Here is a 20,656-nt window from a genome sequence, read left to right as displayed (position 1 = left end):
ATATGAAAAAAATGACCTTGAAACCCGTGGCACTCGCCCTTGCCGCCCTTTGCGTGATGCTGGGCGCGGGCGTGGCCCTGTACCCCTCGGCTTCCACTGCGGCCAACGATGCCAAAGACAAGAACGCAGCGCAAAAACCTGCCCTGACCGTCACCACGGCCAAGCCGCAAACGGCCAGCCTGCCCATCAAGCTGAGTGCCAACGGCAACGTGGCCGCCTGGCAGGAAGCCGTCATCGGCAGCGAATCGAACGGCTTGCGCCTCACGGAGGTTCGCGTGAATGTCGGCGACGTGGTGCGCGCCGGCCAGGTGCTGGCCGTCTTCTCGAACGACACGGTGAACGCCGACGTGGCACAGGCGAAAGCGGCGGTACTGGAAGCGGAAGCAAATGCGCTTGAGGCGGCCGCCAACGCGCAGCGCGCCCGCTCGCTGCAAAGCACGGGCGCCATCAGCGCCCAGCAGATCAGCCAGTACCTGACGGCCGAACAAACGGCCAACGCGCGCATCGCGTCGGCCAAGGCGCAGCTGGCGTCGCAGCAGCTGCGACTGAAATACACGCAGGTGGTGGCCCCCGACAGCGGCATCATCTCCTCGCGCTCGGCCACCGTCGGTTCCGTCGTGGGCACCGGAACGGAGCTGTTCCGCATGATCCGCCAGGGCCGCCTCGAATGGCGCGCCGAAGTGACGGCCACCGAGCTGCTGAATTTAAAACCGGGCACCCTGGCGCAGGTCAAGGCAGCCAATGGCAGCGTTTTGACAGGCAAGGTGCGCATGATCGCCCCTACCGTCGATCCGCAGACGCGTTCGGCCCTCGTGTATGTGGACCTGCCGGCCAGCACGGGCAACAATGCGCCATTCAAGGCCGGCATGTACGCCAGCGGCGAATTTGAACTGGGCACATCGGGCGCGCTGACGGTGCCGCAGCAGGCCATCGCCGTGCGCGATGGTTTCAGCTATGTCTTCCGCCTGAATGCCGACCAGCGTGTCAGCCAGATCAAGGTGCAGGCCGGACGGCGCCTGAGCGACCGCATCGAGATTGTAGGCGGCATCGCGGCCGACACCACCATCGTCGTCAGCGGCGCAGGCTTCCTCAATGACGGCGACCTGGTACGGAATGTACAAAACCCGGTCGTGCCACCAGCAGCCAAGACTGCGGCAGCATCTGCCGTGAAAAAATAGGGGGAGGCCATGAACTTTTCCTCCCTATCGATCAAGAACCCGATCCCGGCCATCATGCTGTTCGCGCTGCTGACCCTGGCCGGTCTGCTGGCCTACAAGGCCAATCCGGTGCAGGATTTCCCTGACATCGAACTGCCCATCGTCACCGTCAGCGCGGTGCTGCCGGGCGCGGCGCCGGCCCAGCTGGAAACAGAGGTGGCACGCAAGATCGAAGACTCCGTCGCCACCCTGCAAGGCGTGAAAAACATCTACACCAAGGTGCTCGATGGCGTCGTCACGGTGACCGTTGAATTCATCCTGGAAAAGCAGATTGCCGAAGCCGTCAACGATGTGCGCGACGCCGTCGCCCGCGTCAAGGCGGACATGCCGGCCGAACTGCGCGACCCTACCGTCACCAAGGCGTCCACCGCCGGGCGCGTGGTGCTGACCTTTATCGCCACGGCGAAACCCGGCGTGGACAACCCGCTCGACGCTCCCGACCTGTCCTGGTTCGTTGACAACACGGTGGCCAAGCGCCTGCTGACCGTGCCCGGCGTGGGCGCCGTCAACCGCGTGGGTGGCGTTTACCGCGAAATCCAGGTGGAGCTCGACGAAGCGCGCATGGCCGCATTGAAAGTGTCGGCCCTCGACGTCTCGCGCCAGCTGCGCCTGGTGCAGCGCGAAGCGCCTGGTGGCCGGGGCGACATCAGCGGCGCCGAGCAGTCGGTGCGCACCATCGCCACCGTCAAGACGGCCGAAGAATTGTCACGCGTGGAAGTGCCGCTGCCGGACGGCCGCCATGTGCGCCTCGACCAGGTGGCCACCGTGCGCGACACGATCGCCGAACCGCGCGCGCTGGCCGAGCAGGATGGCAAGACCGTGGTCGCCTTTGAAGTGTTCCGCACCAAGGGCGCCAGCGAAGTGGCCGTCGCCAAGGGCGCGCGCGCGGCCATCGCCGATCTGCAGAAGGAAAACCCTAACGTGGTGCTGCAGCAGTCGATCGACAATGCCTTCCCCGTCGAGGAAAACTTCGACGGCTCGATGGAGCTGCTGTACGAAGGCGCGCTGCTGGCCGTGCTGGTAGTGTGGTGGTTCCTGCGCGACTGGCGCGCTACCCTGGTGGCCGCCGCCGCGCTGCCCCTGTCCGTGATGCCGGCATTCCTCGGCATCTACTGGTTCGGCTACACGCTCAATACCGTCACCCTGCTGTCGCTGGCCCTGGTCGTCGGCGTGCTGGTCGACGACGCCATCGTCGAAATCGAAAATATCGAACGCCATCTGCGCATGGGCAAGTCGCCCATGGAAGCGGCCATGGAAGCGGCCGATGAAATCGGCATGGCGGTCATCGCCACTACCTTCGCGCTGGTGGCCGTGTTCCTGCCAACGGCCTTCATGAGCGGCATTCCCGGCCTGTTCTTCAAGCAGTTCGGCTGGACGGCCGTGCTGGCCGTGCTCGCCTCACTGGTAGTGGCACGACTGCTCACGCCGATGATGGCCGCCTACATCCTGAAACCCCTGCCGCACAAGGAAGAACAGGATGGCTGGCTGATGACGCGCTACCTGACGGTCATGCGCTGGTGCCTGAACCATCGCGGCATCACGGCTATCGCCGCAGCGCTGTTCTTTATCGGCGCCATCGCGCTCGTGCCGCTGCTGCCGACGGGCTTCGTGCCGGCCGCCGACCGCGCGCAGACGCAGATCAACCTGGAACTGCCGCCCGGTTCTACCCTGGCCGAAACGCAGGCCGTGGCGGCCATGGCACGCGACGCGGCCATGCAGACGCCGGGCATCAAGGGCGTTTTCAGCTCGATTGGCGGCGGCTCCAGCGGCGACGCCTTCGCCCCCGGCGCGGCGGCCGAGGCGCGCCGCGCCGTGCTGACACTGACCACCGTGCACCGCACGGAGCGCAAGGAATCGATGGCGGGCCTGGAAACGCAGCTGCGCCACAAGCTCGATACGATACCCGGCGCCCGCTTCACGGTGGGGCCGCCCGACACGGGCGTCAAGATGCAGCTGGTGCTGCGCTCGGAAGACCCGGTGGCACTGATGGCGGCGGCACAAAAGGTCGAGCGCGAACTGCGCGGCCTGAAAGGCATCGGCAACGTCAACTCCAGCGCATCGCTGGTACGTCCGGAAATCATCGTGCGTCCCGACTTTGCCAAGGCGGCAGACTTGGGCGTGACGGCGGCGGCCATCGGCGAGACGGTGCGCGTGGCCACGGCCGGCGATTACGACACGGACCTGACCAAAATGAACCTGCCCGAGCGGCAAGTGCCAATCCGCGTCAAGCTGCCCAACAGCGTGCGCGCCGACCTGGCCGCCATCGAGCGCCTGACCGTACCCGGCAAGAACGGCCCCGTGCGCCTGGCGAACGTTGCCACCGTGACGATGGAAAGCGGCCCGGCGCAGATCGACCGCCTGAACCGCAGCCGCAACGTGACGCTCGACGTCGAACTCGGTTCGCGCACCCTCGGCGAACTGAATGAAGAAGCGCGCGCGCTGCCGTCGATGAAGAATTTGCCGCCGTCCGTGAAGATCGCCGAACTGGGCGACGCGCAGGAAATGGCTTCGCTGTTTGCCAGCTTCGGTCTGGCCATGCTGATCGGCGTGCTGTGTATCTATTGCGTGCTGGTGCTGCTGTTCAAGGACTTCATGCAGCCGGTGACCATCCTGGCGGCGCTGCCGCTGTCCATAGGCGGCGCCTTCGTGGCGCTCCTGATCACGGGCAGCGCTTTGTCCATGCCGTCGATGATCGGCCTGATCATGCTGATGGGGATCGTCACCAAGAACTCCATCCTGCTGGTCGATTATGCGATCCTGGCGCGCCAGGCCGGCATGAACCGCTTCGATGCGCTGGTCGACGCCTGCCACAAGCGCAGCCGCCCCATCCTGATGACGACGATCGCCATGGGCGCCGGCATGATGCCGCTGGCACTGGGCTGGGGCGCCGACCCGAGCTTCCGTTCGCCGATGGCCATCACCGTCATCGGCGGCCTGATCACCTCGACCTTGCTCAGTCTGCTGGTGGTGCCGGCCGTGTTCACCTATATCGACGACCTGGAGCACCTGCTCAAGCGCGGCATGGCGAAGCTGCGCCGCCACAAGGCGCCGCTGCGGCGCGATGACAAGGTGGCGCTGGAAAAATAAGCGCCGCCATTGTTTGCAAAATCGCCCCCAGCGGGCAAGGAAGCGAAGGACCGGCCGGCAGGCCGCGCTCCCTCGCTTCCATCTATCTGGCATACTGCGCCCATTCTCCATGAACGCAATCTGCCCTGCCTATGAATTACCGCACCCCGCTCGTCCTGCTACTGGTATCCGCACTGCTCGGCGCCTGCTCGGACAAGACCGCCCCCGCCAGCGCCGACGTGGCAGCTGACGTGGTAGCCGATGTCCCCGCCGCCGCAGATACGGCATCGGCGGAGCACGTGCCGCCGCCGGCCGCCACCGCGCCCAAGACGGAAGAGATGAACACGCCGCAAGCACGCAAGCGCGAGGCGGGCATGATGCGCGCCGTGTTTGGCAAGGACTACCGTGGCGACAGCGACGATGCGCTGGCCGACCTGTCCGATCCGGACAACCATGTCGACAAACTCAGTTATGTGGTCAGTGCCATCAGCCACAAGCTGCTGCCCGATGGCCGCGCCATCCTGGTGGCGAATGCGGAAACGGCCAACACGGAAGGCACGGCAGAATCGGCGCACGCCTCGCCGGGCTTGTTGAATGTCTTTTTCCTGGCGCCCAAGGGCCAGCCGGAAGACGGCCAGTGGCAAGTCGTGAAGCGGTTGGAAAACATCGCCGCCCTGGGTTCATCAGGGCAGCTGGGTGAAGTCCACTGGGTCATGCTGGGCGCGAACAAGCCGGGACTGGCGATACGCCACGGCTATACGGGCCAGGGCTACACCATCACGCAGCTTGCCCTGTTTGAAATCGGCGACGGCAAGGTGACCGCGCTCGATGGCGGCATCGACCTGTACTCGGACAATATGGGCGCCTGCACGCCGGACATGGACGAGTGCTGGATGGTCGACGGCAAGTGGCGCTTCGCCCCCGCGCGCAACGGCGGCGCCTACGACGACTTGCTGCTCGATTTCACGGGCGCGTCCGAAAAGATCAAGCCCGGCGTCACGGTCAAGCCGGACGAAGACCCGCCGCGCATCGCCACGCCACTGAACGGTCGCGCGCGCTATGCTTTCGATGGCAAGGGGTACAAACTGGTTGAAGGCAAGAATACGGTGCCTGGCGTCTAATGGGGTCCGACCCGCCGGGTCTGACCCCACGCAAGCCAGCTATCGGCGTGCCGCTTCCAGGCGCACCAGCAGCGGCGCATACATGGCACGCGTATGGCTGCTCCAGCGGGCCATGGCGCTGTCGATATCGAGCAGCAGGCGCTCCGACAACACCTTGTCGCCCTGCTGCAGCGCCCAGATCGCGCACTCGGCGCGGCACTCGAAGCTGTTGTAGCGCGTCAGCGCCTCGTCGAACTCCGCCTTCGCTTCCGCCTGGCGCCCGCTTTGCGCCAGCGCGCGGGCCGTCAGCAGGGACACCATCTCGGGACGGAAATGGGTGTCGTTGCGGCGGATGAATTCCAGGTGCGTCAAGGCCTCGGTGCCGCGCCCGCATTCCAGGTAGGCGCGTGCCGCGCCCAGGCGAATTTCCAGGTCCGATGAAAACGCTCCCTGCAGGCAGGCTTCATACGTCGATGCCGCTTCCTGCGCATCGCCCGCTTCGAGCAGCGCACTGGCCAGGCGCATCTGGTTTTGCGCCGTCGGCGTGTACTCGAAAGCGGCCTTCGCCTCGCGCAGTTCGCGGTTCGGATCAAGCACCTGCACGGCCACAGACGCAACCTTGCGCGCGCCTTGCGGCAGGCGCGAATTGGGCAGGTAGATGGCGAAGAAATACACCACGCTGCCCAGCAGCGGGAACATGAATAAAATGAGCAGCCAGTACAGCTGCTGCCCGTTGCGCACCACGTGAATCGCAAAAAATACCGCGATCAGAATGTGGATACCTATGCCAAAAATTGTCATGCTGCGACCTCGTTCGTTCGTGACGGCAGCGGCTGGCACCATGCCGCCGCTTCTCCAGGCCAGATATTACACCGGCCGGTGGCACAGGCTGCGCCGGACACGCGGGCGCTACAAGTCGACCGAAGCGACGAGGATGCGCGCTTTCAGCTGCAGCAAGCCCGCGTCGGCGCTCCAGAGGGTAGGCTGCGCGTTCGCCAAGGCCGCCGCCAAAGCCTGCTTGTCAAGCACCACGGAATGTACGCTTTGCCGGGCAATGTCGAGTTTGGCCCGCACCGGCATCAGCAACAAGCAGCAAAAGCCAAGCAACAGCCAAGCAACAGCGAAACAGGCGCTGGCGGCACAAGAGCCTGACCATTGCCAGCCTTACATCGCTGCCACTTCCCGGAACAAGGCCGCGTAGACCCGGCCCAAGGCTGGCCCCGAAAACAGGGCTTCGTAGCGTGCTCTGGCGGCACATCCCATGCGATGCGCCAGGCCCTCATCGAGCAGCAGGGTCTGCATTGCGCGGCGCAGCGCATCCGGCGACTCGGGCTGCACGACAAAACCCGTTTCCTCGTGCGCGTTGACAAAGGAAGTCCCGGTGCCGATTTCGCAGGAAATGAGCGGACGCCCGAACATCGAGGCCTCCACCAGCACCATGCCAAACGCCTCCGAGCGCAAGTGCGAAGGCAGGACCAGGGCGCGGCAACGTTGCAGCAAGGCGACTTTTTCAGCATCGCTGACCTGGCCGGCAAACACCACATTGTCCGCGGCGGCCTCCCTGGCCTGATTGCGCAGGCTCGCTCCCATCGGTCCCGAACCGACAATGACGATCTTGGCGCCGAGGTTTTTGGCCGCCCGTATCAGGAACTCTAGGCCCTTGTAGTAGCGCAAGACGCCGATGAAGAGAAAAAATGGCTGATCCTCGGCCAGTCCCAGGCGCGAAAATATCTGTGAATCGCCGATTTTGGAATAGGAACTTTCCTCGATTCCCAGCGGAATGATACGGACCTTGTCGCGGATATCGCGATGCGACAGGATCGGGCTGGTTTCGGCATACACGGGCGCATTGGCCACGATCAGGCGCATCGAGCGCAGGGTACGCCACATCAGGGGCGCATAGGCCGGCCCCAGAAAGCGTTGTCGCACCACATCGGAAATATAGGTCATGACCGCCGGACGGTCGGGGCGCACGGCGGCATGCAGGACATCGGCAAACGGCCATGGAAACAGCAGATGCAGCACATCCGCCTCGCGCGCCAGCCGGGCGTAGGTGGAAAACGCAGCGGGACCGCCAAGGTCGCAGGAAGCCGGCGCCAGCCACGAACGGCAACGCACCACCCGCGCCTCAGGGGCTGCCAGCACGGCAGGCACCGGCTGTGGCGACAGGGTGAAAATCGTATTCTTGATACCTTGCTGTCCCGTGCAGAGGGCGATCTGACGTATCGCTTCTTGCAGGCCGCCGGGCGGATCAGGGAAATACGTGCGGTACACATGCAAAACTGCTGGGTTCAAACTGACTGCTCCTCTTACTTATCAATGGACGCGCGCGCCCTGTTCCAGCCTGGAGCCTGCTGCCTGGGCAGGCGCGGGCGGACCAAAAAGAAATAGCGCTCCCGGCGGCTCAGGCCTTTGCGCCCAGTACCTGGCGGTAAGCCGCGACGGTCTTTTCCGCGCACAGGTCCCAGGTGAACTGTTTGCTACGCGCCAGGGCCTTGGCCGACAGCACTGCCCGCAGCGCGTCATCTTCCAGCAATTCGGTGATGGCGTTTGCCAAGCCATCCACATCGCCCGGATCGATCGCCAGGCCCGTGTCGCCCACTACTTCAGGCAGCGAGGACACATTCGATGCGATCACCGGCACGCCGCAAGCCATGGCCTCCAGCGGCGGCAAGCCAAAGCCCTCGTAAATGGAGGGGTAAATCAGGGTTTTCGCGCCGGCCAGCAAGATGGCCAGATCCTCGCGCGACAAATAGCCCAGCTGGCGCACTTCCCCGGAACGCAGCAAGGGTGCGATCTGCTGTTCCAGGGCCGAGGTGTGCCAGCCCTTCATGCCGACCAGCAGCAAGGGATAACGCTTCCTCAAGGCGGGCGGCAGCAACATGAAGGCATGCAGGGCAGACTGCAGGTTTTTCCTCGGTTCCAGCGTCCCGACGGCAATCAGATACTCGCCGTGCTGCAAGCCATGGACTTGCAGCAGGGCCTGCGTTTCGGCTGGCGAGCGGGGGCGAAACATGGACTCGACGCCCAGCGCCACCGGCACGATGCGCTCCGGGGCGATCTGGAAGACATCGATCAGTTCGCGTTTGACGAAGGCCGAATCGGTGAGTATCAGGGCCACCTGGGACAGGCTTTTTTCAAAGAACTGGTTCATCGCCCGCACGCGCTTCACCGGATGCGTATGCGGATAGCGTATCCAGGACAAATCATGCACCGTGATGATCGATGGCGGCTTGCATTTGAACGCCAGGAAATTGGGCTCATGATAAACGTCAGGCTGCTGCGCCCGAATGCCGGACTGGAAGCGAATCTGCTGCACAAACCGCCCTACGGCATACGGGTTTGGCACGAAGCGGGTAATCAGGGACTTGATGGTCAGAATGCCCGGCGCCGCCTGGCTGCGCAACTGCCGGCTCCAGCCCGTGCCATAGAAAAAGTTCAGATCGACGTCGCCCCGCGCCTGCAGCGCCTGTGCAAGCTGATAGCTGTATTGCCCGATACCCGTCAGCGGCGACAGCAGCGCGGTTGCATTAAAGGCAACCCGCATCACACCCTGCCGCTGGCGGCATGCTCAAGCATCCAAACCAAGGTTTCGCGCAGGGGGGGCTGGCTGAGGCCGGGCGCAACGGCGTCCAGCTTGGCCGAGGAGCCGGACAGGCGGTGAATTTCGTTGGCGCGTACAAATGCGGGGTTGACGCTGACCTCCAGTTGGTGGCCGGTAATGTCGGCCAGCAGCGCCAACACCGAACGCAGGGTCGCCGGACGTCCTCCGCAAATATTGTACATTTCACCGGCTTGCGCATGGCCGAGCAATTGCAGATAGGCATCACACACGAAGCGCACATCGTTGAACTCGCGCTCGACGTCGAGATTGCCCAGCTCTATCCTGTCTGCCCGGCGGGCAAAGTGATCGACCAGCTTGGGGATCAGGAACGACGAAGCCTGGCCAGGGCCGGTGTAATTGAAGGGACGGGTAAAGAAGATCGGCAAACGGTCCAGATAAGTGCGCGCCATATGCTCCATCGCCAGCTTGCTGGTGGCGTAATGGTTCACCGGCGCCGGCGGCTGCGTCTCCGCTATTGGCGATTGCAGGCAATTGCCGTACACATTGGCACTACTGGCCAGCAATACGCTGCGCGGCGGCTGCGCCAGCCCGGCCAGGGCATCGAGCAGATTGAGCGTGCCGATCACGTTCACGTCATAAAAGCTGACGGGGTCGGCATGGCCGACAAAGCTGATGGCAGCCAGATGCACCACCGCTTCCGGCGCCGCCTCAGCCACTTCGGCTGCCAGGGCGGCCCGGTCATCGAGCTTGGCCCGCAGGGACACAATCTCGTGGCCACAAGCGCGCGCGCGCGCGACAAAATGCTGCCCCGTGAAACCGCTCGCGCCTGTGACTAGCAGCTTCAAAATGAAAAGCCGTGCGTATTGCGCTGTACATCGGCATGCACCATCATCTGGCACAGCTGTTCCAGCGTCGTCGTTGGCTCCCAGCCCAGTTTCTCTTTCGCCTTGAGCGGATTACCAATGAGCAACTCCACTTCGGCCGGACGATAGAACTTCGGATTGACGCGCATCACGGTCTTGCCGGTCGCAACATCGATTGCGACCTCATCTTCCGCGCTGCCCTTGAATTCAAGCGCGATGCCGACTGCCTTGAAGGCCATGGAGACAAAGTCGCGCACGGTTTCGGTGCGGTTGGTCGCCAGCACGAAGGTATCGGGCTCATCGACCTGCAGCATGCGCCACATGCCTTCCACATATTCCTTGGCATAGCCCCAGTCGCGCTTCGCGTCGATATTGCCCAGTTCCATGCAATCGAGCTTGCCCAACTTGATCTTGGCCACCGCATCCGTGATTTTGCGCGTCACAAACTCACGTCCGCGCAATGGGCTCTCATGGTTGAACAAGATACCGCTGGCGCCGAAAATACCATAGCTTTCGCGATAGTTAACGGTCATCCAATGCGCATACAGCTTGGCCACGCCGTAAGGGCTGCGTGGGTAAAATGGCGTGCTCTCGACCTGCGGCACAGCTTGCACCTTGCCAAACATTTCCGATGTCGACGCTTGATAGAAGCGGATCTTCGGATTCACCAGACGAATCGCTTCCAGCAAATTGAGTGCGCCGATGCCGGTGATATGGGCCGTCGCTGCCGGCTGATCGAAACTCACGCCGACGAAGCTCTGGGCGGCCAGGTTGTAAATTTCATCAGGCTGGACGCGCTGTACCAGGGCGATGTTGGAACCGGCATCCGTCAGGTCGTACTCCACCAGATGCAGATTCGGATGGTCCTGGATGCCCAGCTCTTCAATACGCCAGAAATTAACCGAGCTGGTACGACGATACGTGCCGTAAACGGTATATCCCTTTTCCAGTAAAAGCTGGGCCAGATAGGCCCCGTCCTGGCCGGAAATACCGGTGATGATGGCTTTTTTCAACTTAGGCACTCCAATTGTAATATATTTTCAGCAAATAATTGCCGTATTGCTAACAGGTAAAGGCAGGCGGCATTCAGGCGCCCATGACGACGCTGCGCCCGGCCTGCGGGCTACTGCCAGGGCCAGACAGTTTTCCGTCGGTGCGGCGCCTGCAAAGTGACGCGAGGTGCGATGGGGAAGCTTGCCGCAGCAGCTGCCGGTGGCACGCCTATGCTATCTCAGCGGACATTATACTGAAGGAAGCCCCGCACGATAAAAAATACTGGCAGGGTAGCAGCACGCCGCCTGGCAACTTCAATGTATTTCAGACACGTCCATAATTATCCTGGAAGCGGACGATATCGTCCTCGCCCAGATAATCGCCGCTCTGCACTTCGATCATGACAAGGTCAAGCACACCAGGATTTTCCAGGCGGTGCTTGTGGCCTGCCGGAATATAGGTGGACTCATTGGTGCTGACAAACAATTCACGCTCGCCGTTGACGACCTTGGCCATACCGCTCACCACGATCCAGTGTTCGCTGCGGTGATGATGCATTTGCAGGCTCAGGCTGGCGCCAGGCTTGACTTCGATGCGCTTGATCTTAAAACGCGTGCTGTCTTCCAGTACCGTGTACGTGCCCCACGGACGGTGCACGGTGCGGTGCAGCTTGTGAGCGTCATGCCCGCGCGACTTCAGGCTGGCATACAAGTGCTTGACATCCTGCGCATGGCGGCGGTCGGCCACCAGCAAGGCATCCGGCGTATCGACGATGATCAGATTATCGATGCCGACGGCGCCGACCAGGCGCTCCTTGCTCTGGATGAAACAATTACTCACGCCATGCAATTGCACTTCGGCATCGACACGGTTGCCATCGGCGTCCGGTTCGATCAGTTCACCCACCGCATTCCAGGAACCGATATCGCTCCAGCCTATGCTGCAGGGCACGACCGCGACCTTGCCCGATTTTTCCATCACGGCATAATCGATCGAATCGTCGGCCACCTGCTCAAAGGCCTGGGCATCGAGTTCAATCTGCTGGAAGTTCTTGCCCTGTGCCGTGCTCGACTGCTCCAGGCATAGGCGGGTAGCGGCCAGAATCTCGGGGCAGTGCAACTCCATCTCACTGATCATCGCGCCGGCGGCAAAGCAGAACATGCCGGAATTCCACAGGTAGCGACCGCTTTGCAGGTACTCCCTGGCCTTTTCCAGCGATGGTTTTTCAACGAAGCGCAGCACTTTATTGCCTTCGGCCTCGATGTAGCCGAAGCCGGTTTCCGGTGCTTCGGGCTGAATGCCGAAGGTGACCAGCAAGCCCTCGCGGGCCAGCGGCACGGCTTGCGCCACGGCAGCGCCAAACGCCGCCTCGTCATGTATCAAATGGTCGGCAGCCAGCACCAGCAGCAAGGCATCTGGCCCATGGGTCGCGGCCACATGCAAGGCGGCGGCGGCAATCGCCGGCGCCGTATTGCGTCCGCACGGTTCCAGGATATAACTATTATTGAGGGCCAGACCAGGCTTGCCGGCGACGGCACGGTATTCGTCGGCAGTCTTGAAAAATAATTCGCGATTCGTTACCGTGAGCACTTCTGCAACATCGGGCAATACGGCGCCACGCAACCAGGCTTTTTGCAGCAAGCTGTGACCGTCGGCCAGGCGGATGAAAGGCTTCGGATGCAGTTCCCTGGAGACTGGCCACAGACGCGATCCCGCGCCGCCGCATAATATAGTTGGTATGAGTTTCAATGATGCTCCCTTAATTGCATGCTCGCCGAAGCTTAAACCTCAAATTGTATCCATAACGGACAGAAAGGGGAATTGCTTCGGGCAATCAATTGTAACAATAACAAACACCGGGCATATAGCCCGGGAAATTAGAGTATTTGATCAGGCATCAATTAAATACCGGGAGACGGATGATTCGCCGCAATTATTTCATTTGCTGCTGGCGACGCCGCCTGTGACAGCAACTGGCGCAGCTTGTCCCGCCCCTTTGTCCATGCCCGATGTACCGTAGTTGCGGCGCATGCGCAGGAAGGGCTCTTCGATGGCGCTATAGCTCAGGGTGGCAAGCGCCCAGGTGGCAGCATAGCTCAGGACCAGCAGGATGGCCGCATTGAGCCACACGCCGGGCACGATGGAGACCAGGCCAAACCATTGCTGCAGCAGATGGATCAAGGCCATGTGCAAGAGATAGAACGAGTAGCTGACCTTGCCACCGTGGTTGAGCATGCGCTCCAGCCAGGCCGGCAACAGCGAGCGTTCGCGCGCCAGCCACGCGACGATGAAGCAGGCCCAGCCGCCGCTTTCCAGCATCGACCAGAATATCCAGAATGCCGACTTGGGCGCAGCGCCGAAGGCGGCATAGTGCGACTGCGCCGCACTGTTGCCAAACACCAGCACGGCTGCAGCCGGCAGCAGCCAGATGGCGTAAGCCTGCAACCTGGCGTGGTGGCGCTGGTAGAGCAAGGCCGCCAGCATACCAATCAGAAATTGATCGAAACGGCCGACGAAGGTGCTGAAATACATCAGCTCGCTATTCTCATTGACCGTATAGGCTGCCAGCTTGAAGAACAACATCAAGGCCAGCAGTTTAAGCAGATAGCGCGGCCCCTGCTCCATGGCAAAGCGGGCCAGGAAGGGGAAAACCATATAAAACAGGAATTCGAGCGAAATGCACCAGGCCGCCCCGGTAACAACCGTGCCCGACGTCGGCGACATGCCGAGGTTGGTGGTGAACAGGTACAAAATATCCTGCGGCTGAAATTTATCGCGGCCGATCGAGGTCGCCAGCAGGAAAATCGTCAGGAACAGGGGAAAAATGCGCAGCAAGCGGTTGCGCACGAAATGGCCATATTCGATGGTGCGCTGGTGCAGCGCGATTTGCATGAACAGGAAACCGGACAGCGTAAAGAACAGGCCGACCCCGGTATGCCCTTCGCTCACCAGGCCAAACCAGGAACTACCCAGCGCGGCACCGCCAGAGCCGCGATAGGCCAGATAGAAGTGGAACAGAAACACCAGCATGGCGGCCAGCCAGCGCAACTGATCGATGCGGGGATTATAGGGAAGATTCAGAGATTTCATCAGAACAATACCGGGCTGCTGGGGAACGTCATTATACGGCGCTGTCCACGCCAGCCAGCGAAAAAAACGACCGGCGCCGTCAGCATGGGCGCCGGTCGCTTTTTTCACTGTCTACGCCAGGTCCGGCTACTGGCTGATGCTGGGCATCAACGGAAATAGTTGGCGATTTCCGTCACGTCGGCGCCGTTCAAGGTACCGGCGGCGGCCTTCAGGCGCACCACACCGAGCAGATAGCTATAGCGCGCCTGCGCCAGGTCGCGCTGGCTGGTCACCAGTTGCTGCTGCGCATTCAGCAGGTCGAGGTTGATGCGCACCCCGCCCTTGATGCTTTGCTCGGTCGCCTTCATCAGCATGGTGCCCGAATCGACCGCCTTGAGCAGCGCGTCGACCTTGTCCATGCTGCTCACCACCACGCTGTGGGCCTTGCGCAGCTCTACCAGCATCCGGTTGGTGCGCACATCGAGCTCGGACTTGTAGCGCTCGGTCGTGGCAACTGCCTGGCGCGATGTCGCACTCACCTGCCCGCCGGAATACAGGGGAATATTCAACTGGAAACCAAGCGAGCGGTTCAGCGTACTCTGGTTAACCGTGGTGATGGAGTCGGAATCGCTGTTGCTGTAGGTCGCAACAAAGTCGAGGCGCGGCATGTGGCCGGCCCGCGCCTTCTGGATTTCCTGCTCGTAGATTTCCACGGTATGACGCGCCGCCCTCAGCTCCGGATTGTTCGCCATCGCGATGGTGCGCCACTCCTCGTAGCTGGCCGGCAGCAAACGCTCGACTCGGAAATTCGGCGCCAGCGGCGCAAGGTTATCCACTTCCATGCCGACCACGCCTTCGAGCGCGTTACGCGCGGCGGTCACGGCGTCGCGCCCTTCTATCACCTGGGCCTCCGCCAAATCCAGCCGGGCCTCGATTTCCAGCATGTCGGTCTTGGTCCCCTCGCCTTTTTCAAACATGCGCTTGGTGACCTTCCTGTGCTCTTCAAGTGCATCGCGCTGCGCCAGCACCAGCGCCACCTGGTCACTCGCAAACAGCATGTCGAAGTAGGCGCTCACCACACGCATGGCCACATCGCTGCCGCTGAGTTCGTACTTGGCCTCGGCTTCCTTGCTTTGCGCAACGCCCTGGCGATAGCGCGCCAGCGCGTCCATGGCAAACAGCGGCTGGCGCAGCTGCAGCACGGCGGAACGGCTGAGGTATTGCGGATGGCTCTCTGACTTATACGTGCCCAGGCCCTTGGGCAGGGTCTGGATTACGGTCTGGTCGGCACGATTGCGGCTGCCGCTGTAACTTGCACTCAAGCTGGGCAACAGGCCGGCGCGCCCGATGACGCGGCTCTCCTTGCCTGCCTCGCTTTCGTAAAAACCCATCTTGTAGGTCGGGTCGTTCTTCAGCGCCGCATCGTATGCCTGCTGCAGATTGAGCGCTGCGGCAGAGCCGGCCCCCATGGCCATCATGGCGCCAAGGGCACACGCCATGGCGCGCAGGCGAAACTGTTGAGTCGTCTTGGTCAAAATCGGCACGGTTATTCCTCGCTCAGCGACGACTTCGACCGGTCGAAGACAGGCTTCAACAGATAGTTCATCATCGTGCGTTCGCCCGTCTTGACGAACAGCTCCACCGGCATGCCGGACTGAATGGCCAGCTTATGCTTGGCGATCAGCACCGCACCTGCGGGCGTCACCTTGACGCGCACTTTATAGTAGGCAAAGCCGGTGCGCTCGTCGACTGTCCGGTCGGCGGCGACGTTGACGACCTGTCCCGGAATATGCGGCGTGCGGTTGGTATTAAAAGCCGAGAATATCAGCTCCACCGGCAAGCCGGCATGCACCCGGTCCACCAGGTTGACCGGCAATTGCCCCTCGACGACTAGGGGGGCGCCGCTAGGCACGATATCCATCATGCGAAAGCCCGAGGGCACGACGCCGCCGTTGGTGAATACATTCAGACCGACCACGATGCCGTCGACCGGCGCCTTGACATCCGCATTGGCCAATTCATATTCCTGCGCATCCATGCGGCTGGCCAGCGCTTCCGCTTCCCTCTGCACGTCGGACAGGGTGGTGCGCACTTCTTTTTGATAATCCTGTATGCGCTGGCTGCGGCGCAAGCCGTATTCGATGATCTGGTGCTGTACGCGGCCGATCTGGCCGAGATCGTCCGACACGGAAGCATTCACCTGGGCGTAGGTACGCTCGAGTTCGAGCAAGCGGTTGCGGGCCACATAGCCTTCCTTGGCCAAGTCGCGCATGCCGGCCAGCTGCTCCGTCAACATGCCCAGCTGAAGTTTCTTGTTTGCAAGAGATTCCTTGATGCCGGCCAACTGCAGCGTCAAGCCGGCGACGGTCTGGTCGAACGCGCCCAGCTCATTTTGCAGCGAAGACTGGCGCGAGCTGAACAACTGACGCTGCAAACCCATCACTTCCATGACCCGCGGATCGTCCTTCTTGGCCAGCAATTCGGCCGAAAAAGCAGGCTGCTTGGCGCCGTCGCGTTCGGCGACCAGGCGCGCCTCGGTGGCGCGCGCCGTCAGATACTGCCCGCGCGAGATGTCCGTCTGCGACTGCGCCGTCACCGGATTCATGCGCACAAGCACCTGGCCCGCCTTCACCACCGAACCTTCATGCACCAGTATTTCGCGCACCGTGCCGCCGGACAAATGCTGCACCGCCTGGCGGTTCGATTCGCTCGCCACCACGCCAGACAGGGGCACGCCCTTGTCGAGCGGTGCAAACAAGGCCCACAGCATGAAACCGCCAAAGCCGAACAGCACCAGGAACCAGCCGAATCTGGTGTAGCTCCTGGCATCGGTATCCACCGTGACCGGCGTGACTTCATGCGTGACGACCTCGGCCGCCTCTGTTTGTTGTTTCATCAAATTGCGCATTATTGATCCTGTTCCGTCGTTACTTCTGCCGCCGCCTGCGTGGCAGCCAGTTGCGCTGCAGCCAGTTGGGCCGCATGCCGGTGGGCCGCCTCCTGCTGCGCCAGCGCTGCCTTCTGCGCCTGCTCCGTCAATGCCGCCAGCACCTTGTCGGTGGGGCCGAACATCTGCACCTCGCCTTCACGCAACAGCAACAGCTTGGTGGTGGCGCCGATGATGTTGGTACGGTGGGTAATCATGATGATGGTCTTGCCGCGGGCCCGCAGGTCGGCAATGGCTTTCACCAGGGCTTGTTCGCCCACTTCATCCAGATTCGAGTTGGGCTCGTCGAGCACGATCACGGACGGATCGCCATACATCGCGCGCGCCAGTCCCAAACGCTGCTTCTGCCCGCCGGACAGGCCGGCGCCGCCGTCGCCCAAACGGGTGTCATACCCTTCCGGCAGGTGCAAAATCATGTCGTGCACGCCGGCGCGCTGGGCCGCAAGCACCACTTTTTCAGGATCGATGTCGCCGAAGCGGGCGATATTTTCGCTCACCGTGCCACCGAACAATTCAATATCCTGCGGCAGATAGCCCATGTTAGGGCCCAGTTCGGCCTTGTTCCACTGATAGATATCGGCACCATCGAGACGCACCTTGCCCAGCGCCGCAGGCCACACGCCCACCAGCAGGCGCGCCAGTGTCGACTTGCCCGAGCCGCTGGCGCCGATGACGCCCAGCACGTCGCCCGGCATGATCGCAAAGTTAATATTCCGGATCACCGCATTGCGGGTGCCTGGTGGCGCGGCAGTCACGCCTTCCACGCTCAGGGCGCCGCTCGGCTTGGGCAAGGGCATGCCCGCATCGCGTGCAGGGTTGTCGTTCAGCAGGCTGGTCAGGCGATCATAGGCGCTGCGGGTGCTGCTGAAGCTCTTCCACACGCCAATCACTTGCTGCACTGGTGCCAGCGCGCGCCCCATCAGGATGGAGGCGGCAATCATCATGCCGGCCGTAATTTTATTTTCAAGTACCAGCAGTGCGCCGAAGCCCAGCACCAGCGACTGCAAGGAAGTCTGCACGAATTTGGTGGTCGCCTGGATCTTGCTGGCCTTCTCGCTGGCCTCGGCCTGCAACTTCAGGAATTTTGAGTGCAGCTTGTACCAGCGCCCCATCAAATTGGGCAGCATGCCCATCGACTCGATCACTTCGGCGTTGCGCAAGTTGTTGGTGGCCAGGGTGCCGGCCTCGATCGCCATGCTGTTTGCAGCCGCGAGCGGGGCCTTGGTGACGCGCTCGTTAACATAGGCCAGCACCACCAGAATCGCCGTGCCACACAGGGCGAAGACACCCAGCTGGGGTTCAAAGAAGAAAATAACGATCAGGTAGACGGGGAACCAGGGCGCATCGAAGAAGGCGAACAGGGCGTTGCCGGTCAGGAACTGGCGCACGCTGGTCAGGTCCGACAGGGACTGGCCGGCATTGGCGCCTATCTGCTTCAAATTCTGCTCGAAGGCCGCCGTGTAGACGCGCTTGTTGAGCTGCATGTCGAACATGGCACCGACGCGCACCAGGATGAAGCTGCGCACCAGCTCCAGGCCGGCCACAAACAGATAGGCTCCCAGCATCAGCAGGGTGAGCATCAGCAGGGTGATTTCGTTGCGGCTGCCCAGCACGCGGTCATAGACCTGCAGCATGTACAGCGACGGAACAAGCATCAGCAGGTTGCTGATGGCACTGAAGACGCCGATCGTCATGAAGGTGCTCTTGAAACCCTGCAGCACACTCGCGAGTTCGGTCTTGGCGTGGGAAATTTTATTGGTCATTTTATCGTGGCAGGTCAGCGGTAAGATACGAGCCATCGGCTCGAAGTACCCAATCATGTCCGGCAGCCTGGCAGCCCGGCTTGGCTGGCCAAAGATTATTGAGCATTGCCATTATCGCTCAAAAATACAAAAATTTGTGATGCACATCACAAATTTTACCCATGAGCAATCGAAATGTCGCCTCTGGAAGACAAAAAACCCCGCCACCTTGCGGTAGCGGGGTTCAGGGATCAGCAAGCCGGCAGGGCCGGCCGCTGCTCGCCTACGGCATCACTTATACAGTGACGATGCCGTTTGCGAAATGCACGTCGGTCGAGTTCACACCTACCAGGGTGATGTGGATGACATCAGCTGTTTCGGAACCGTATGCCTTGGTTTCCACCGTGACGACGGTGTTTTTACCAGTTTGCTCCAGGAAGATTTCCAGAACTGCATTGTTGCCTGCAGCCAGTTTGCCGGTGTTCAGCTGGTAGTCGGTGCCCACGAACAGCACGTCTTTCTTGTCCATACCGGTAATTTGGCTATCGACCTTGCCTGCGACAAAAATGTCAGCTGCATCAGTAGCAAGAGCGGTGGCACCCAAAGTCAATGGCTTGACAAAATCGTGGCTCACGAAGGTGTTCTCGGCATCAGTAACACCATCCGTCAGGCCTTTCAATTGAGCAACCAGCGCATCGGCAGCACCCAGCTTGGTGACCAGCGTAGCCAGATCGGTGATGGTCTTGTTAGCAGCTGTCACTGCATCGTTTGCAGTAGCCAGGGCACCCGACAACGTATTGCCCGAATCCAGTGCAGTAACGGCAGCGGCAGCGGCCAGTTTTGCGGCAGCTGCATCGGTCGAAACCACATCAGCCGCTTCTTTGGCGATGCTTGCATTCAGCAGATCGGTGATGCCTGGGTTGGTCTTTTCGGTGATGCCAGTTACCAGCACCAGCTTGCCGCTAGTAGCGTCTACCTTGATCAGATCGGTAACGGTACCGTCTGCGCCAACGGTTGCGGTAGCACCAGCAGCTTTATTGTACGATGCCAGAGCACCTGCCAATTTGATATCAGTGGCGGTCACGCCATCAGTGGCAACCTTGTCGGCAGCAACGGCAGCGGCAGACGCAGCAATCGCTTGGCCCAGACCTGCGACTTTAGCAACAGCGTCGCTAGCGGTCTTGACGCTGGTTTTCGCGGTATCGAGAACCAGTTTGTTCGCTGCGACTTGATCAGCCATCAGCGCTGCTTTCAAGACGTCGGACGCAGCGGCGTACGAAGAACCACCGATCTTAGCATCCAGATTGTTCAATGCCGTGAGAGCATTCGTATTCAGCGTAGCGCTGTCGGTGGAAGTCTTGGCATCGTTGTCGCCATCGGCGGTAACCAGGAAAGCATCCACGGCAGCGTGCGCAGCATCCAGAGCGGCCAGGGCGCCAGTGACGGTGAATGGAACGCCAGCCTTAACTACTTTGGAAACTTGCGCATCCAGGGCAGCTGGTACGATCGCTGCGGTTGCGCCATCGGCGTCAGTGATGCCTTTCAGGAAGGTCTTGGCAGCATCGTTCGCGCCCTTGCCGCTGTAGCCAGCTTTTTCAGCATCGGTGTCCAGTGCAGCGGTGAAGCTGGTAGCGACCAGTACTTTGCTGTCGTAAGCAACTTTATCGGTACCTTGTGCGCCGGCAGCGATTTTGGTCACGGCTTGGTCGATGGTGAATACCTTGTTGTTGATTGCATCGATCCAGTATGCCAGGCCAGCATCATCAGGAGCGTGACCAAACAGGTTAGCGTAGATCTTCGAGATCACGCCGCCGGTGGTGATTTGAGCGTATTCGGTCTGGTATTCGGTCGACGCTGCGAATGCGGCGGAAACAGCCGAGGTATCGCCCTTAGCTGCAGCAACTACGCCTTCCCAGTAAGCCAGGCCAGCTGCATCAGCAGGACGGGTGAAGTAAGCGACGTACAGCTTTTGGATTGCATCGGTATAAGTTGCCATGTATTGCTCCTGAGTAGATCAAAAAGATCATTAAGTAAATCGATTCTGCAGCCACACACTGTGTCTTGCAGCCCAACGTTCCGCATCATGACAGAAGG

Annotated in this window: 16 protein-coding genes; 4 read left to right on the top strand and 12 right to left on the bottom strand. The window is 61.4% G+C overall.

Annotated features, from left to right (window positions below; translation table 11 throughout):
• Positions 1–2 precede the first annotated feature (2 nt).
• From ACQ4WZ_RS00555 to ACQ4WZ_RS00545, 3 genes are all read left to right on the top strand, one after another.
• The gene (locus ACQ4WZ_RS00555) at positions 3–1,178 is read left to right on the top strand and encodes an efflux RND transporter periplasmic adaptor subunit (RefSeq protein ID WP_101482565.1); all 1,176 of its coding nucleotides are present in this window, start codon (positions 3–5) and stop codon (positions 1,176–1,178) included.
• A 9-nt stretch (positions 1,179–1,187) separates the two neighbouring features.
• Entirely contained in the window at positions 1,188–4,304 is a 3,117-nt protein-coding gene (locus ACQ4WZ_RS00550) for an efflux RND transporter permease subunit (protein ID WP_101482566.1), read from the top strand.
• Between the two features lie 131 nt (positions 4,305–4,435).
• Positions 4,436–5,404 carry a hypothetical protein gene (locus tag ACQ4WZ_RS00545; RefSeq protein WP_101482567.1) on the top strand — a complete coding sequence of 323 codons (969 nt, stop codon included), beginning with the start codon at positions 4,436–4,438 and terminating at the stop codon, positions 5,402–5,404.
• A 39-nt stretch (positions 5,405–5,443) separates the two neighbouring features.
• Here ACQ4WZ_RS00545 and ACQ4WZ_RS00540 read toward each other — a convergent pair whose 3' ends face one another.
• From ACQ4WZ_RS00540 to ACQ4WZ_RS00490, 11 genes are all read right to left on the bottom strand, one after another.
• Entirely contained in the window at positions 5,444–6,184 is a 741-nt protein-coding gene (locus ACQ4WZ_RS00540; RefSeq protein ID WP_436572325.1) for a tetratricopeptide repeat protein, read from the bottom strand.
• Between the two features lie 108 nt (positions 6,185–6,292).
• A complete protein-coding gene (locus ACQ4WZ_RS00535) occupies positions 6,293–6,472 on the bottom strand; it encodes a hypothetical protein (RefSeq protein ID WP_436572324.1) in 180 nt (59 codons plus the stop codon).
• Between the two features lie 75 nt (positions 6,473–6,547).
• Positions 6,548–7,678, bottom strand: a complete 1,131-nt coding sequence (locus tag ACQ4WZ_RS00530; protein ID WP_101482570.1) for a glycosyltransferase — start codon at positions 7,676–7,678, stop codon at positions 6,548–6,550.
• A 109-nt stretch (positions 7,679–7,787) separates the two neighbouring features.
• The gene (locus tag ACQ4WZ_RS00525) at positions 7,788–8,930 is read right to left on the bottom strand and encodes a glycosyltransferase family 4 protein (RefSeq protein WP_133989539.1); all 1,143 of its coding nucleotides are present in this window, start codon (positions 8,928–8,930) and stop codon (positions 7,788–7,790) included.
• Positions 8,930–9,793: an NAD-dependent epimerase/dehydratase family protein gene (locus ACQ4WZ_RS00520; RefSeq protein WP_436572323.1), complete on the bottom strand. Its 864-nt coding sequence runs from the start codon at positions 9,791–9,793 to the stop codon at positions 8,930–8,932. The genes ACQ4WZ_RS00525 and ACQ4WZ_RS00520 overlap by 1 nt, the downstream gene beginning before the upstream one ends.
• Positions 9,790–10,824 (bottom strand): GDP-mannose 4,6-dehydratase, encoded by a 1,035-nt coding sequence (gene gmd, locus ACQ4WZ_RS00515; RefSeq protein ID WP_101482573.1) that lies wholly within the window; start codon positions 10,822–10,824, stop codon positions 9,790–9,792. The genes ACQ4WZ_RS00520 and gmd overlap by 4 nt, the downstream gene beginning before the upstream one ends.
• Positions 10,825–11,128: 304 nt before the next feature.
• Entirely contained in the window at positions 11,129–12,553 is a 1,425-nt protein-coding gene (locus ACQ4WZ_RS00510; RefSeq protein ID WP_436572322.1) for a mannose-1-phosphate guanylyltransferase/mannose-6-phosphate isomerase, read from the bottom strand.
• 189 nt (positions 12,554–12,742) lie between these two features.
• Positions 12,743–13,894, bottom strand: coding sequence for an acyltransferase family protein (locus tag ACQ4WZ_RS00505; protein ID WP_133989535.1), 1,152 nt, complete (start codon positions 13,892–13,894; stop codon positions 12,743–12,745).
• A gap of 146 nt (positions 13,895–14,040) precedes the next feature.
• A complete protein-coding gene (locus tag ACQ4WZ_RS00500) occupies positions 14,041–15,417 on the bottom strand; it encodes a TolC family outer membrane protein (RefSeq protein WP_436572321.1) in 1,377 nt (458 codons plus the stop codon).
• A gap of 2 nt (positions 15,418–15,419) precedes the next feature.
• Positions 15,420–16,769 carry an HlyD family type I secretion periplasmic adaptor subunit gene (locus ACQ4WZ_RS00495; RefSeq protein ID WP_243857950.1) on the bottom strand — a complete coding sequence of 450 codons (1,350 nt, stop codon included), beginning with the start codon at positions 16,767–16,769 and terminating at the stop codon, positions 15,420–15,422.
• An 11-nt stretch (positions 16,770–16,780) separates the two neighbouring features.
• Positions 16,781–18,583 (bottom strand): type I secretion system permease/ATPase, encoded by a 1,803-nt coding sequence (locus ACQ4WZ_RS00490; protein ID WP_436572320.1) that lies wholly within the window; start codon positions 18,581–18,583, stop codon positions 16,781–16,783.
• Between ACQ4WZ_RS00490 and ACQ4WZ_RS00485 the strand changes: the two genes are divergently transcribed.
• Positions 18,489–18,800: a hypothetical protein gene (locus tag ACQ4WZ_RS00485; protein WP_436573901.1), complete on the top strand. Its 312-nt coding sequence runs from the start codon at positions 18,489–18,491 to the stop codon at positions 18,798–18,800. The two genes, ACQ4WZ_RS00490 and ACQ4WZ_RS00485, sit on opposite strands and share 95 nt — an antisense overlap.
• A gap of 57 nt (positions 18,801–18,857) precedes the next feature.
• Here ACQ4WZ_RS00485 and ACQ4WZ_RS00480 read toward each other — a convergent pair whose 3' ends face one another.
• Positions 18,858–20,558, bottom strand: a complete 1,701-nt coding sequence (locus tag ACQ4WZ_RS00480; protein ID WP_436572319.1) for a DUF4214 domain-containing protein — start codon at positions 20,556–20,558, stop codon at positions 18,858–18,860.
• Between the last annotated feature and the right edge of the window lie 98 nt (positions 20,559–20,656).

Origin of the sequence: Janthinobacterium darwini, from assembly GCF_051380905.1 — a bacterium.
Taxonomy (GTDB): domain Bacteria; phylum Pseudomonadota; class Gammaproteobacteria; order Burkholderiales; family Burkholderiaceae_D; genus Janthinobacterium.
Note: the sequence above shows the minus strand (reverse complement) of the source record. Positions and strands in the feature narration are given on the sequence as shown.

What these genes read in the sequence shown, in the direction of transcription:
- ACQ4WZ_RS00555 (WP_101482565.1), top strand. Translation starts at nt 3, where the DNA reads ATGAAAAAAATGACCTTGAAACCCGTGGCACTCGCCCTTGCCGCCCTT.
- ACQ4WZ_RS00550 (WP_101482566.1), top strand. Translation starts at nt 1,188, where the DNA reads ATGAACTTTTCCTCCCTATCGATCAAGAACCCGATCCCGGCCATCATG.
- ACQ4WZ_RS00545 (WP_101482567.1), top strand. Translation starts at nt 4,436, where the DNA reads ATGAATTACCGCACCCCGCTCGTCCTGCTACTGGTATCCGCACTGCTC.
- ACQ4WZ_RS00540 (WP_436572325.1), bottom strand. Translation starts at nt 6,184, where the DNA reads ATGACAATTTTTGGCATAGGTATCCACATTCTGATCGCGGTATTTTTT.
- ACQ4WZ_RS00525 (WP_133989539.1), bottom strand. Translation starts at nt 8,930, where the DNA reads ATGCGGGTTGCCTTTAATGCAACCGCGCTGCTGTCGCCGCTGACGGGT.
- ACQ4WZ_RS00505 (WP_133989535.1), bottom strand. Translation starts at nt 13,894, where the DNA reads ATGAAATCTCTGAATCTTCCCTATAATCCCCGCATCGATCAGTTGCGC.
- ACQ4WZ_RS00495 (WP_243857950.1), bottom strand. Translation starts at nt 16,769, where the DNA reads ATGAAACAACAAACAGAGGCGGCCGAGGTCGTCACGCATGAAGTCACG.
- ACQ4WZ_RS00485 (WP_436573901.1), top strand. Translation starts at nt 18,489, where the DNA reads ATGGCACTGAAGACGCCGATCGTCATGAAGGTGCTCTTGAAACCCTGC.
- ACQ4WZ_RS00490 (WP_436572320.1), bottom strand. Translation starts at nt 18,583, where the DNA reads ATGACCAATAAAATTTCCCACGCCAAGACCGAACTCGCGAGTGTGCTG.
- ACQ4WZ_RS00480 (WP_436572319.1), bottom strand. Translation starts at nt 20,558, where the DNA reads ATGGCAACTTATACCGATGCAATCCAAAAGCTGTACGTCGCTTACTTC.